This is a genomic window from Acidovorax sp. GW821-FHT11A03 (assembly GCF_058809075.1).
Genome location: NZ_JBXASG010000002.1, coordinates 288,727 through 302,699, shown reverse-complemented (window position 1 = coordinate 302,699; position 13,973 = coordinate 288,727). Strand labels below are relative to the sequence as shown.

The following is a 13,973-nucleotide window of genomic DNA, read 5'->3' as shown; positions in this document are numbered from 1 at the left end:
GAATCAATAACCGAGTTTGGCGGGCAGCCACAGGGCCAGTTGCGGGAAGGCGATCACGAGCACCATCACGAGGAACATGGCGAACAGCATCCAGCCCACCCAGCGCACGGTGGATTCCATGCGCACGCCGGCGATGCGGCACGAGACCATGAGGTTCACGGCCAGCGGCGGTGTGAACTGGCCCAGGGCCACCTTCAGGGTCAGGATCACGCCGAACCAGACAGGGTCCCATTTGTAGAACTGCATGATGGGCAGCAGCAGCGGCACGAAGATCAGGAAGATCGAGATGCCGTCGAGGAACATGCCCACGGTGATGAGCAGCACGATGAGCAGCGCCAGCACGCCGTACTCGCCCAGGCCGGAGTTCACGATGGCGTTGGCCACCGGGTCGATCACGCCCAGCGTGGACAGCGAATACGCAAAGATGCCCGCGAGCGACACCACGATGAGGATCACGGCCGACAGCTCGCCCGATTCGCGCAGGATGGGGAACAGGTCGCGCACCTTGATCGTGCGGTGGATCACCATGCCCACGAACAGGCCGTAGAACACGGCCACCACGGCGGCCTCGGTGGGGGTGAACCAGCCGGCGCGCATGCCGCCCAGGATCAGCACCGGCGCGGCCAGGCCCCAGGTGGCCTCGCGCAGGCTCTTCCAGAACGGGGGGCGGGGCATCGTGGCTTCCAGCGCGCCCATCTTGTGCTTGCGGGCCATCCACACGGCCGGCACGATCAGCGCGATGCCTGCCAGGATGCCGGGGATCATGCCGGCGGCGAACAGCGCCGGCACCGAGGCGCCGGGCACCAGCACCGAGTAGATGATGAACGCGACCGAGGGCGGGATCAGGATGTCCGTGGCCGCTGCCGCGCCCACCACGCTGGCCGAGAACGAGGGCGGGTAGCCCGCGCGCGACATGGCCGCGATCATCACGCCGCCCACGGCGGCGGCGTTGGCCGGGCCCGAACCCGAGATGCCCCCGAGGAACATGGCCACGGCGATCGCCACCAGCGGCAGCATGCCCGGGCCGCGTCCGACGATGGCCACGGCGAAGTTGACCAGGCGCAGCGCCACGCCCGAGCGGTCGAAGATGGAGCCGACCAGCACGAACATGGGGATGGCCAGCAGCGGGTACTTGCCCAGCCCGGCGTAGAAGTTCTGCGGCACGGCCAGCAGGCCGAACCACTGGCTGTCGGCATTGGCCAGCGCGATGGCGGCGGCGCCCGCCAGGCCCAGCGCGGCGCCGATCGGCACGCCCACGAACATCAGGCCCAGGAAGGCCACGAACAGGAGCGTGGCGATCATGGCCGGGCGTCCTCGGCAGATTCATCGGTGGCCCCGGGCGCCGCGCGCGTGCGCCGCACCAGCAGGCCGACGGCCCGCGCCGCGATCAGCGTGGACAGCACGGGCAGCCAGATTGAATACCACCACTGCGGCACGCCGATTCCGGGCGAGGTCTCGCCGAAGCGGTAGTCGTCCCACACCACGCGCACGCTCAGCACCGCGATCAGCCCGAACAGCAGGGCCACGGTGATGGCTCCCAGCTGCGCCAGGCGCCTGCTGCGCAGGGCCGAGCCACCTTCGGCGAAATACTCGATGCGGATGTGCTGGTCGCGCGCCACGGCGGCGGAGCCCGCCACCAGGGCCAGCACGATCATCAGGAACACGGAGATTTCCTCCGTCCAGGCGAAGGAGGAGTTGGTGAAATAGCGCACCAGCACATTGGCGAACGTGATGAGCGCGAGCGCCGCCATCACGAGGACGGTGAGCCAGTCTTCAAGGCGCAGCGAGCGGGGCTCGGCGTCGGGGCTGGCAGCGCCGGGCGATGCATCGGCCGCGGGCCCGGGGGGGGGAGAGGAGGACATGGGAGCAGGGGTGGAGGGGAACAAACATATGCGAATGCCGGCCGCCCTGCCCGGCGGTGTTGTGCACCGGGGGCTGGGGCGAATCCCGCCCCGAGCGCAAAAAAAGCGCGGTAAGCGCTGCTTTCTATTATGCGATGGTTGCTATGCATGCACACCATTGGTGCGCCTGGGGCGGGCTGTGAAAACCCTCATATCTTTACGAAGCACGTCCGCGGGCGCGCGCGGATAATGCGCCCATGGAAACCAAGTGGCTAGAGGATTTTGTCAGTCTTGCGGAAACGCGCAGCTTCAGCCGCTCCGCCCAGTTACGCCACGTGACGCAGCCCGCCTTCTCCCGGCGCATCCAGGCCCTGGAAGCCTGGGCGGGCACCGATCTGGTGGACCGGAGCTCCTACCCCACCCGCCTCACGCCCGCCGGCAAGACCCTGTACGACCAGGCGCTGGAAATGCTGCAGGCACTGCAGAACACGCGCGCCATGCTGCGCGCGCACACCAGCGCCGGCAAGGACATGATCGAGTTCGCGGTGCCGCACACGCTCGCGTTCACCTTCTTCCCCGCCTGGGTGTCCAGCCTGCACGACAAGTTCGGCCCGTTCAAGAGCCGCCTCATCGCCCTGAACGTGCACGACGCCGTGATGCGGCTGGTGGAGGGCGGCTGCGACCTGCTGATCGCCTACCACCACCCTTCGCAGCCGTTCCAGCTCGATGCCGACCGCTACGAGATGGTGAGCCTGGGGCAGGAGGTGCTCTCCCCTTACAGCAAGGCCGACGCGGAAGGCCAGCCGCTGCACCGCCTGCCGGGCCGCGCCGGGCAGCCGCTGCCCTACCTGGGTTACGCGCCCGGTGCCTACCTGGGGCGCGTGACGGAGCTGATCCTCAAGGAGTCCGGCACGCCCATCCATCTGGAGCGGGTGTACGAGACGGACATGGCCGAGGGCCTCAAGGCCATGGCGCTCGAGGGCCATGGCGTGGCCTTCCTGCCGCACAGCGCGGTGAAGAAGGAGCTGCGCTCGCGCCGCCTGGTCAGTGCGGCGCCGCCCGATACCGAAGGACTGCAGATGACCATGGACGTGCGCGCCTACCGCGAAAAGCCCGCGGGCAAGGAAGCCCCCAAGGGCACGGCGCAGGCCCTGTGGACTTACCTGCAATCCCAGGCAGGGTCATGCTAAGGGTAAATACGGATATAAACACTTTGCATAGTTGCGCGCGCAAACGGCATTGGAATTTCACGGTAACGACACGTACAGTCTGCGCCATCGACGGGTCGGTTACCGCAGCGCGCGCCCTCTGAAGGCCCCACGGTGGCACGAACATTGCAAATCCGATCCATCCACTCACCGAGACACCGTATGAACGTTCAGCATTGGGGAATTGCCTGGGGCCTTGCCGCCCTGTGCAGCGCTTTTGCGACTTCTGCGCAGGCCTCGGTGCTCGAGCGCATCGGCGCTGGCGGCAAGCTGGTGATCGCCCACCGGGAATCGTCGGTGCCTTTCTCGTACATCGACACCCAGTCCGGCAAGCCGGTGGGCTACGCGATGGATCTGTGCCTGCGCCTGGCCGAGGTGGTGCGCAAGAAGACCGGCAAGAAGGACATGGAGGTCGAGTTCGTGGCGGTCACGCCGGCCAACCGCATCGCGGTGATCGAGCAGGGCAAGGCCGACATGGAGTGCGGCTCCACCACCAACAACGCCGAGCGGCGCCAGAAAGTGGCCTTCACGATCCCCCACTTCATTACCGGCGCGCGGCTGCTGGTGAAGTCCGCCAGCCCCATCGACCGCGTGGAAGACCTCAACGGCAAGAAACTGGTGTCCACCAAGGGCACGACGCCGCTGAAGGCGGCCGACCAGGCCAACCGCGAACGCCTGATGGGCATCACCATCGTGGAGGCGCCCGACCATGCCAAGGCCGTCGAAATGGTGGAAAAGGGCGAGGCCGACGCCTTCGTGATGGACGACGTGCTGCTGTACGGCCTGGCGGCCGGGCGGCCCGACCCCAAGGCGCTCAAGGTGGTGGGCCGCTTCATGACCACCGAGCCCCTGGCCATCATGCTGCCCAGGAACGACCCCGAGTTCAAGAAGCTCATCGACGAGGAGATGCGCCGCCTGATCACCAGCCGCGACATCTATCCGATCTATGACAAATGGTTCAACAAGCCCATCCCCCCGAACAACACGGTGCTGAACCTTCCGGTCAGCTACTTGTTGCGGGACTTCTGGAAATACCCTACCGACCAGGTCCCGTTCTGACTAATATCCCTGGTCGAGGTTTCCATTTTTGGAGAATGCGGTCTGCCGGTACCCCCGGCAGGGTCGAATCTCTAGAATCCATCCCTTTTTTCGCTTCACACACAAGGAGATACCAATGAAGAAGCATTTGCTCGCGGTTGCCGTGACCGCCCTGGCTGCAGGTAGCGCTTTCGCTCAGGCCACCGACACCCTGGCCAAGATCAAGGCCTCGGGCAGCGTGACGCTGGGTGTGCGCGAGTCTTCGGGTCTTTCCTACACACTGGGCAACGGCAAGTTCGTGGGCTTCCACACCGAAATGGGCGAAGTCGTCCTGGCCGACATCCAGAAGCAGCTGGGCCTGCCCAAGCTGGACGTCAAGTACCAGCCCGTCACCTCGCAAAACCGCATCCCCCTGGTGACCAACGGCACCGTGGACCTGGAGTGCGGCTCCACCACCAACAACGCAGCGCGCCAGAAGGACGTGGCGTTTGCCGTGACCACCTATGTGGAAGAAGTGCGCACCGCCGTGAAGTCCAGCTCGGGCATCACGTCGATCAAGGACTTGAACGGCAAGACCATTGCCACCACCACGGGCACCACGTCGGTGCAGACCCTGCGCAAGCACGAGCGCGCTGGCGGCATCGACTTCAAGGAAGTCTTCGGCAAGGACCACGCTGACAGCTTCCTGATGCTGGAAACGGGCCGCGCTGACGCTTTCGTGATGGACGCCTCCATCCTGGCGGCCAACATCTCCAAGTCCAAGAACCCCGCCGACTACAAGATCGTCGGTGAAGTCCTGAGCGTGGAGCCCATCGCCTGCATGCTGCGCAAGGACGATGCAGCCTTCAAGAAGGCCGTGGACGACTCCATCAAGCGCCAGATCGCGGACGGTTCGCTGGCCAAGCTGTACGACAAGTGGTTCATGCAGCCCGTGCCGCCGACCAACACCAAGATCGGCCTGCCGATCTCCGATGCCACCAAGGCCGCCTGGGCATCGCCTAACGACAAGCCCATGGAAGACTACGCAAAGAAGTGATCTTCTGAGCGCTTGTGCCCCTTCGGCCAGCCGGTTTGAAGGGGCTTTTTTGTTGGGCTCGCGAGCGGTAGCGGCCAACGCAACACCAAGAATTAAAGGGGTGCTCCTATGAGTTGGGATTGGCAGGTGTTCTGCCAGGACACCATGGACCGGGAAGTCGTGCAAAGCTGCTTTGGCAAGGGCGGCGACATCACGTACCTGGACTGGATGCTGTCGGCCTGGGGCTGGACGGTGTCTGTTTCTCTGCTGGCACTTGTGCTGGCACTTGTTTTGGGCTCTTTCATCGGCACGCTGCGCACTCTGCAGGACCGGCCGGTGATCGTTCGGCTGGGCAATGCCTGGGTCGAGCTATTCCGCAATATTCCGCTGCTGGTCCAGATCTTCCTCTGGTACCACGTCCTGCCGAGCCTGTTCCCGGTGCTCAAGGGCGTTCCGGGGTTTGCACTGGTCGTGCTGGCCCTGGGCTTCTTCACCTCGGCGCGTATCGCCGAGCAGGTGCGTTCGGGCATCCAGACGCTGCCACGCGGCCAGCGCTATGCCGGCCTGGCGGTGGGGTTCACCACGTTCCAGACCTACCGCTATGTGCTGCTGCCCATGGCGTTTCGCATCATCATCCCGCCGCTGACCAGCGAGACGATGAACATCTTCAAGAACTCGTCGGTGGCGTTTGCCGTGTCGGTGGCCGAACTCACCATGTTCGCCATGCAGGCGCAGGAAGAAACCTCGCGCGGCATCGAGGTGTACCTGGCCGTGACGGCGCTCTACATCATCTCGGCCTTTGCCATCAACCGGATCATGGCGTTCATCGAGAAGCGCGTGCGCATCCCGGGCATGGTCGTGGCCAGCAGCGCAGGCGGAGGTCATTGATATGAATCTCGACTTCTCCTTCTACAACTGGGATCTCATCTCCAATTTCGTGCTCAAGGGGCTGTACTTCAGCCTGCTGCTCACCTTCGTGGCCACCATTGGCGGGGTGATCTTCGGCACCGTGCTCGCGCTCATGCGCCTGTCGGGCAAGAAATGGCTCGACGTGCCCGCCACCATCTACGTCAACGGCATGCGCAGCATTCCGCTGGTGATGGTGATCCTGTGGTTCTTCCTGCTGGTGCCCGCCATCATCGGGCGGCCCATCGGCGCGGAAGTGTCGGCCGTGGTGACCTTCATCGCGTTCGAGGCCGCCTATTTCAGCGAGATCATGCGCGCCGGCATCCAGTCCATCCCGCGCGGACAGGTGCATGCCGGCCAGGCGCTGGGCATGACGTATGGCCAGAACATGAAGCTCGTGGTGCTGCCGCAGGCGTTCCGCAACATGCTGCCGGTGCTGCTCACGCAGACCATCATCCTGTTCCAGGACACGTCGCTGGTCTACGCCATCGGCGCCTACGACATGCTCAAGGGCTTCGAAGTGGCAGGCAAGAACTTCGGCCGGCCCATCGAGGCCTACCTGGCGGCCGCCGTCCTGTACTTTGTGATGTGCTACGCGCTGTCCTGGATGGTCAAGCGCCTGCACCAGAAGATCGCAATTATTCGGTAGCCCCCCTGAGTCGCCTTCGGCGCCTTCCCCCGAGAGGGACGGCGCCAGTGGCCTGGCAAAGCCAGTTCCACGGCGTCCTCGCATGGGGCCGGATCGGTCTCATGCGCAGCGCCCTGAACAAGTGACGAGAGAAGAGATTGGAGAAAGAAATGATCGAACTCAAGAACGTATCCAAGTGGTATGGCCCCGTGCAGGTGCTCAACGAATGCTCGGCCACCATCAACAAGGGTGAAGTGGTGGTGGTGTGCGGGCCCTCGGGCTCGGGCAAATCCACGCTGATCAAGACCATCAACGCGCTGGAGCCCTTCCAGAAGGGCGAGATCACCGTGGACGGCATCCGCCTGCACGATCCCAAGACCGACCTGCCCAAGCTGCGCAGCCGCGTGGGCATGGTGTTCCAGCATTTCGAGCTGTTCCCCCACCTGTCGGTGACGGAGAACCTGACGATCGCGCAGATCAAGGTGCTGGGCCGCAGCGCGGACGACGCCAAGAAGCGTGGCCTGAAGATGCTCGAACGCGTGGGCCTGATGGCGCACAAGGACAAGTTTCCGGGCCAGCTCTCGGGCGGCCAGCAGCAGCGCGTGGCGATTGCCCGTGCGCTGTCGATGGACCCCATCGTGATGCTGTTCGACGAACCCACGTCCGCGCTCGACCCCGAAATGGTCGGTGAGGTGCTGGACGTGATGGTGGGCCTGGCCAACGAAGGCATGACCATGATGTGCGTGACCCACGAAATGGGCTTCGCCCGCAAGGTCAGCAACCGCGTGATCTTCATGGACGTGGGCGGCAAGATCCTGGAAGACTGCTCCAAGGACGACTTCTTCAACAACCCCGACGCCCGCCAGCCGCGCACCAAGGACTTCCTCAACAAGATCCTGCAGCACTGATGGCTCCCCCTGAGTCGCCTGCGGCGCCTTCCCTCAGGGGGACGCCACCGGTGGCCTGGCAAAGCCAGTTCCCCGGTGGCACTGGCTTGGGCCGCGCCAGTTTCATGCGGCGAGTGGCGTGCAGGTGTTCAGGATTAAAAGCAAAAAGCGCTCTTCGGAGCGCTTTTTTTATGGGCGCATGCAATGCCAAGGAGCCCAGGCTAACGCTTGCCCCGCCGGCCGGCCGGCGGGCTGCCCTCCACGATGAGCTGCGACTCAAAATCCGTCCACAGGTCGTCGCGATGCTTCAGGGCCTCGGACACGGCCTTGTGGCGCAGCTGGGCCACGGCCGACACCAGGGCGTTGCACAGGAAGAAGGCCGCGGTGTACGAGTCGAACGGCGATGCGTTGGAGGTGCGCACCTGAAGCCGGTGCTGGGCCAGCCGCGCCAGCGGCGCGGCCGCGCTGTCGGTGATGGCCAGCACCTGTGCGCCCGCGTCGCGAAAGCGCTGGGCCACCTTCACCGGGCCGCTCGCATAGCGGCGGATGCTGAAGACCAGCAGCGTGTCCTCGGGCTGCACCCACAGCAGCTGGTCGGTGGTGGCCACGGCGCCCACGCCCAGCTCATGCACCCCGGGGCGGCACATGTTCAGGTGCAGTGCCAGCCACGCGGCCACGGGCGCGCTGTTGATCTGGGCCAGCACGAACAGGCGGCCCCGGGCCTGGGCGATGCGCCGGGCGATGGCCTCAAAGGCCGCCATGTCCAGGCTGTCGCGCGTGGCGGCGATGTTGTGCTGGTCGTGCAGCAGCGCATCGTCCAGGCACTGCTGCAGGCTGCGCTCCGTGCCGATGGTCACCGGTGCGCGCTGGCCGGCCGTTTGCAGCAGCGCCGTGACTTCGCCGCGCGCCTCGCGCTGCGCCTGGGCATAGCTTTCATAGCCCAGCTTGGCGAACAGCCTCACCACCGTCGATGCGCTCGTGCCGTTGCGCGCCGCCAGCGCCGTGGCGGACTCCAGCAGCGCGTGCGGGTAGTCGCGCCCCAGCGCCTCGGCCAGCGCGCGCTCGCTGGTCGTGAGTTCGGCGCCCTGGCGGGCCAGGCGCTCGGTCAGCAAGCCGGCGGATTTTTGCAATGATGATTTCATGAATGTCTCTTTTATGAAAAATGTATTGCAAGCAGAGGCAGCGCGTGCAACACTTCGGCCCAATTTTCGCCCCGCGTTCAGGGGCAGGACCCAAGGACACAGATGCAGGATACCCTTGAAACAAGCGGCTCCCAGGTGCGCCGTCGCATCCTGGACTGGCTCGCTGGCCAGTCGCAGGCCATGCAAGACCTGTTGCAGAAAGTCGTGAACATCGACAGCGGCAGCCGCGACGAGGCGGGGGTGACGGCCGTGGCCACCGTCCTGCGCGAGCGGCTCGAGGCCGCCGGTGTGGCCGTGCGGTTCGAGCCCGTACCGGGTTACGGCGTGCTGCTGCATGCCCACGTTCCCGGCGCCGCCGACGGCCCGCCCATCGTGCTCATGGGCCACATGGACACCGTGTTCCCCTCGGGCACCGTGGCGCGGCGCCCTTTCCGCGTGGAGGACGGCCGTGCCTACGGCCCGGGCGTGGCCGACATGAAATCCGGCCTGGTGATGAACGTGTTCGTGGCCGAGGCCTTCGCGCGCTGCGGCGGGCTCCAGGGGCCGCTGCAGCTGTTCTTCTCGTGCGACGAGGAGATCGGCTCGCCCGCCACGCGCGAGCGCATCATGGCCCAGGCGCGCGGCGTCAAGGCGGTGCTCAATGCCGAGCCCGGCCGCGTCAGCGGCAACCTGGTGACGAGCCGCAAGGGCTCGATGGTGGTGGAGTTCGAGGTGGAGGGCGTCGCCGCCCACGCCGGCATCAACCACGCGGCGGGCGCGAGCGCCGTCGAGGCCCTGGCCCGCAAGACGCTGGCGCTGCACGCACTCACCGACCCCGCCACGGGCACCACCGCCAACGTGGGCGTGGTGCAGGGCGGCATCGTGCCCAACATGGTGGCGCCGCACGCCAAGGCCGCGGTGGACCTGCGCTTCACCTCGGACACCGACCCCGAGGAACTGCTCGCCAGGGTGCGCGCCATCGTGGAGGAGGAATCCGTGCCACGCACCAAAGGCCGCATCACCGAATCGCGCCGCACGCTGCCCATGAAGCCCACGCCCGACGCGCTGCTGGCGCTGTACCAGCGCGGCGCCCAGTCGTTGGGCTTCGAGGTGCAGGGCGAATTCACCGGGGGCGCGGCCGACAGCGGCCTCACCGCCTCCGTGGGCGCGCCCACGCTGTGCGGCACCGGCCCCGTGGGCGGCCACCCGCACACCGAGCGCGAGTACTGCGAGCTGTCCACCTTCGTGCCGCGCGCCCAGGCCGTGGCGCTGGCCATCCTGGACCATCCCTGATCCCTCCCCATTCCTTTTCGAGAGAAGACCCCATGCATTCCACACAACCCAACCGCCGCCATGTTCTTTCCGCCGGCCTGGGGCTGGGCCTTGCGGGCCTGGCGCCGGTAGCAGCCCAGGCGGACGAGAAATTCCCCTCGCGCCCCATCACCCTGGTGGTGCCGTTCCCGCCCGGCGGGTCGGTGGACATCATGGCCCGCCAGTATTCCGAGCCGCTCTCGCGCGTGCTGGGCGTGCCCATCATCGTGGAAAACCGCGCGGGCGCGGGCGGCTCGGTGGGCGCGTTGTACGTGGCGCGCGCCAAGCCCGACGGCTACACGCTGGTCGTGTCGTCGCAAAGCAGCCACCTGGCCAACCCGCTCACCCAGCCCAAGGTGGGCTACGACCCGGTCAAGGATTTCGAGAACATCGCCATCCTGGGCCGCCAGCCCAACGCGCTGGTGGTGCACAGCAGTCTGCCGTTCAAGACGTTCGCCGAGTTCGTGGCCTACGCCAAGAAGAACCCCGGCAAGCTCAACTACGGCAGCGGCGGCGTGGGCAGCATGGGCCAGCTCAACGTCGAGATGTTCAAGGCCGCCACCGGCGCCTTCACCACCCACATTCCCTACCGTGGCGGCACGCCGCTGATCACGGCCGTGCTGGCCAACGAAGTGCAGTTCATCCTCGACAACCTGGTGATCATGCTGCCGCACGTGCAGGCCGGCAAGGTGCGTGCCCTGGCCGTGGCGGCCGACCAGCGGCTGGCCCAGCTGCCCGATGTGCCCACCATGGCCGAGGTGGGCTACCCGGAGCTCAACCTCACCTCGTGGACAGGCCTGGCGGCCCCCGGCGGCACGCCCGATGCCATCGTGCAGACGCTGTACAAGGCCGTGCGCCAGGTCGCCACCTCGCCCGCGATGCTGGCCAACCTCAAGGAGCGCGGCGTGATCGCCCCCGAGGAGATGGCGCCCGCCGCCTTCGAGAAGATGATGTCCGAGCGCCTCGTGAAATTCGGCGAGGTGGTGCGCAAGGCGGGCATCACGGCTGAATGAGGTCGTGCTGGCCTGCTGTTCGTGATTGTTTTTGGCTGCTGGTCCTTGTTTTTCAAGCGCCGGCAGCTATGAAATTGATAGTTCCAAAGCCGATGGGACAATGCTGCCCATGACCGCCGCCCTCCACCCCCCCATCGACTCCCTCACCATCACCCGGCCCGACGACTGGCACCTGCATGTGCGCGACGGCGAGCCGCTTTCCACCGTGGTGCCGCACACGGCCGCGCAGTTCGGCCGCGCGATCATCATGCCCAACCTGCGCCCGCCCGTGACCACGGCCGAGCAGGCCCTGGCCTACAAGCAGCGCATCCTGGCCGCCGTGCCCGCCGGCGTGCAGTTCGAGCCGCTGATGACGCTGTACCTCACCGACAACCTGCCCGCCGACGAGATCGTGCGCGCCAAGGATGCGGGCGTGGTGGCCTGCAAGCTCTATCCCGCGGGCGCCACCACCAACAGCGACGCGGGCGTGACCGACATCCGCAAGACCTACAAGACGCTCGAGGCCATGCAGAAGGCCGGCATGCTGCTGCTGGTGCACGGCGAAGTCACCAGTAGCGACATCGACCTGTTCGACCGCGAGGCCGTCTTCATCGACCAGCAGCTCATCCCGCTGCGCCGCGACTTCCCCGAGCTCAAGATCGTCTTCGAGCACATCACCACCAAGGACGCGGCCGACTACGTGCAGGCGTCCGACCGCTTCACCGCGGCGACCATCACGGCGCACCACCTTCTGTACAACCGCAACGCGATCTTCGTCGGCGGCGTGCGCCCGCACTACTACTGCCTGCCCGTGCTCAAGCGCGAGACGCACCGCGTGGCCCTGGTGCAAGCGGCCACCAGCGGCTCGGCCAAGTTCTTCCTGGGCACCGACAGCGCGCCACACCCCGCGCACCTCAAGGAGCACTCCACCGGCTGCGCAGGCTGCTACACCGCGCATGCCGCCATGGAGATGTACGCCGAGGCGTTCGACAACGCCGGTGCGCTCGACAAGCTCGAAGGCTTTGCCAGCTTCCACGGCCCCGACTTCTACAGCCTGCCGCGCAACACCGGCACCATCACCCTGCGCCGCGAATCCTGGACGCCGCCCGAGAGCTTCGTCTTCGGCGAGGCCAACCTCAAGCCCCTGCGCTCCGGTGAAGCGCTGCCGTGGCGGCTGGTGTAAGCCCCTCCTTCGACACCATCGACTGGAGCGCTCCCTGGCTGGCGCCGTGGCGCGGCCTGGGCCAGCCCATCGCGCGGCAGGTGCAGGGCGGCGGCGCGGTGCACGAGGCATTGCAGTCCGCGGCGCCCGGCGCGGTGCCCATGCTGTTCGCGCCGCAGGCCGCGCTGCCCGACGGCGTGGCCTACGAGCAGTACATCTGGGACACCCGCCGCGTGCCCACGCGCGACAACCTGCACGACTTCTTCAACGGCCTGGTGTGGCTGCATTTCCCGCTCACCAAGCGCCGCCTGAACGAACTGCAGGCCCAGGCCATCGCCGCCGACGGCGTGCAGGCGGTGCGCGGGCCGCTGCGCGATGCGCTCACGGTGTTCGATGAAAACGGCGCGCTGCTGCAGGCGCCCGACGCACTGTGGGATGCGCTCCGGGCGCGCGACTGGCAGCGCCTGTTCGTCGACCTGCGCCCGCTGTGGCGCGAAGCCCGGCTGGTGCTGTTCGGCCATGCGCTGCTGGAGAAGCTGGTGGCACCCCGAAAACCCATGGTGGCGCATGTCTATCCAGCGTCTGAAGCTATTGAATCCATAGCGAATTTGGATGCCTGGCTCGCGCGGCGGGTGCAATCTCCCACCTGGGACGCCAAGCCTTTCACCCCCCTGCCGGTACTGGGCGTGCCCGGCTGGTGGCGGGCGAATGAGGTGCCGGGCTTCTATGCCGACGCCCAGGTGTTCCGTCCGCCGCGCGCTGCACCCGCTCCCTAATTCCCGTCAAGGCTTGTGTGATAAGGCCGCGCCACAGGTTTGCACCTACCATAGCGCGATGAAATCGCGGCCATGGGCGGCGGGCGCGGGGGCTGCAGCGGCCCGCCACGCCCGAGGGCGTACCGCTTGAAGCGCGGTCCCCGGCCCCCATCTGGACCAGCGGACACTGTTGTTGTTGACCCCACGGAGAATTCATTCCATGAAGCGGATCCTGTTATTTGTGATGACCAACCTGGCCGTCGTTGTCGTGCTGGGGGTGGTGGCCAGCCTGCTGGGCGTGAACCGCTATCTCACGGCCAACGGGCTGAACCTGGGCGCGCTGCTGGGCTTCGCGCTCGTCATGGGCTTTGGCGGCGCGATCATCTCGCTGCTCATCAGCAAGCCCATGGCCAAGTGGACCTCGGGCGTGCGCGTGATCGACGGCTCCGGCTCGCCCGACGAGCGCTGGATCGTCGAAACCGTGCGCAAGTTCGCCACCGAAGCCAAGATCGGCATGCCCGAAGTCGGCATCTTCGAGGGCGACCCCAATGCGTTCGCCACGGGCGCGTTCAAGAACTCGGCGCTGGTGGCGGTGTCCACCGGCCTGCTGCAGGGCATGACGCGTGAAGAGGTCGAGGCCGTGATCGGCCACGAGGTGGCCCACATCGCCAACGGCGACATGGTCACCATGACGCTGATCCAGGGCGTGATGAACACCTTCGTGGTGTTCCTGTCGCGTGTCATCGGCTACGCCGTGGACAGCTTCCTGCGCAAGAACGACGAGAGCAGCTCGGGCCCCGGCATCGGCTACTACGTGACCACCATCGTGCTCGACATCCTGCTGGGCTTTGTGGCCGCCATGATCGTGGCCTGGTTCAGCCGCCAGCGCGAATTCCGCGCCGACGCGGGGGCCGCCCAGCTCATGGGCCGCCGCCAGCCCATGATCAACGCCCTGGCCCGCCTGGGTGGCATGCACCCGGCCGAGCTGCCCAAGAGCATGGCCGCCATGGGCATCGCCGGCGGCATCGGCAAGCTGTTCAGCACGCACCCGCCCATTGAAGAGCGCATTGCCGCGCTGCAGAACGCGCAGCAGCAGTAGCAGGGCTGAT

Annotated in this window: 14 protein-coding genes; 11 read left to right on the top strand and 3 right to left on the bottom strand. The window is 66.5% G+C overall.

What is annotated here, in order from left to right; all coding sequences use genetic code 11:
• Window positions 1-3: 3 nt before the first annotated feature.
• Together AC1RVY_RS05125 and AC1RVY_RS05120 are read right to left on the bottom strand one after the other, a co-directional pair.
• The gene (locus AC1RVY_RS05125; protein ID WP_218293246.1) at window positions 4-1,302 is read right to left on the bottom strand and encodes a TRAP transporter large permease; all 1,299 of its coding nucleotides are present in this window, start codon (window positions 1,300-1,302) and stop codon (window positions 4-6) included.
• On the bottom strand, window positions 1,299-1,862 hold the full coding sequence (locus AC1RVY_RS05120; protein ID WP_369641399.1) for a TRAP transporter small permease: 564 nt from the start codon (window positions 1,860-1,862) through the stop codon (window positions 1,299-1,301). Before AC1RVY_RS05120 ends, AC1RVY_RS05125 begins: the two co-directional genes overlap by 4 nt.
• A gap of 236 nt (window positions 1,863-2,098) precedes the next feature.
• Here AC1RVY_RS05120 and AC1RVY_RS05115 point away from each other — a divergent pair, with 236 nt between their 5' ends.
• The 6 genes from AC1RVY_RS05115 (at window position 2,099) to AC1RVY_RS05090 (ending at window position 7,544) form a co-directional block, all read left to right on the top strand.
• Window positions 2,099-3,031: a LysR family transcriptional regulator gene (locus AC1RVY_RS05115; protein WP_218293248.1), complete on the top strand. Its 933-nt coding sequence runs from the start codon at window positions 2,099-2,101 to the stop codon at window positions 3,029-3,031.
• A gap of 180 nt (window positions 3,032-3,211) precedes the next feature.
• Window positions 3,212-4,108 carry an amino acid ABC transporter substrate-binding protein gene (locus tag AC1RVY_RS05110; RefSeq protein WP_218293249.1) on the top strand — a complete coding sequence of 299 codons (897 nt, stop codon included), beginning with the start codon at window positions 3,212-3,214 and terminating at the stop codon, window positions 4,106-4,108.
• 115 nt (window positions 4,109-4,223) lie between these two features.
• Window positions 4,224-5,123, top strand: coding sequence for an amino acid ABC transporter substrate-binding protein (locus AC1RVY_RS05105; RefSeq protein ID WP_218293250.1), 900 nt, complete (start codon window positions 4,224-4,226; stop codon window positions 5,121-5,123).
• A 108-nt stretch (window positions 5,124-5,231) separates the two neighbouring features.
• Window positions 5,232-5,990: an amino acid ABC transporter permease gene (locus AC1RVY_RS05100; RefSeq protein WP_218293251.1), complete on the top strand. Its 759-nt coding sequence runs from the start codon at window positions 5,232-5,234 to the stop codon at window positions 5,988-5,990.
• Window position 5,991: 1 nt separating this feature from the next.
• On the top strand, window positions 5,992-6,657 hold the full coding sequence (locus tag AC1RVY_RS05095) for an amino acid ABC transporter permease (protein ID WP_218293252.1): 666 nt from the start codon (window positions 5,992-5,994) through the stop codon (window positions 6,655-6,657).
• 149 nt (window positions 6,658-6,806) lie between these two features.
• Complete coding sequence (locus AC1RVY_RS05090) at window positions 6,807-7,544, top strand: amino acid ABC transporter ATP-binding protein (protein WP_218293253.1); 738 nt, start codon at window positions 6,807-6,809, stop codon at window positions 7,542-7,544.
• Between the two features lie 200 nt (window positions 7,545-7,744).
• Here AC1RVY_RS05090 and AC1RVY_RS05085 read toward each other — a convergent pair whose 3' ends face one another.
• Window positions 7,745-8,665 (bottom strand): MurR/RpiR family transcriptional regulator, encoded by a 921-nt coding sequence (locus AC1RVY_RS05085; RefSeq protein WP_369641400.1) that lies wholly within the window; start codon window positions 8,663-8,665, stop codon window positions 7,745-7,747.
• Between the two features lie 102 nt (window positions 8,666-8,767).
• Between AC1RVY_RS05085 and AC1RVY_RS05080 the strand changes: the two genes are divergently transcribed.
• From AC1RVY_RS05080 to htpX, 5 genes are all read left to right on the top strand, one after another.
• Entirely contained in the window at window positions 8,768-9,937 is a 1,170-nt protein-coding gene (locus AC1RVY_RS05080; protein ID WP_369641401.1) for a M20 family metallopeptidase, read from the top strand.
• A 32-nt stretch (window positions 9,938-9,969) separates the two neighbouring features.
• Window positions 9,970-10,968: a Bug family tripartite tricarboxylate transporter substrate binding protein gene (locus AC1RVY_RS05075; protein ID WP_218340465.1), complete on the top strand. Its 999-nt coding sequence runs from the start codon at window positions 9,970-9,972 to the stop codon at window positions 10,966-10,968.
• A 109-nt stretch (window positions 10,969-11,077) separates the two neighbouring features.
• The gene (gene pyrC / locus AC1RVY_RS05070; RefSeq protein WP_492805581.1) at window positions 11,078-12,130 is read left to right on the top strand and encodes a dihydroorotase; all 1,053 of its coding nucleotides are present in this window, start codon (window positions 11,078-11,080) and stop codon (window positions 12,128-12,130) included.
• Window positions 12,115-12,885: a DUF3025 domain-containing protein gene (locus AC1RVY_RS05065; RefSeq protein WP_492805579.1), complete on the top strand. Its 771-nt coding sequence runs from the start codon at window positions 12,115-12,117 to the stop codon at window positions 12,883-12,885. The genes pyrC and AC1RVY_RS05065 overlap by 16 nt, the downstream gene beginning before the upstream one ends.
• Before the next feature lie 199 nt (window positions 12,886-13,084).
• Window positions 13,085-13,963, top strand: a complete 879-nt coding sequence (gene htpX, locus AC1RVY_RS05060; RefSeq protein WP_218293259.1) for a protease HtpX — start codon at window positions 13,085-13,087, stop codon at window positions 13,961-13,963.
• Window positions 13,964-13,973 lie beyond the last annotated feature (10 nt).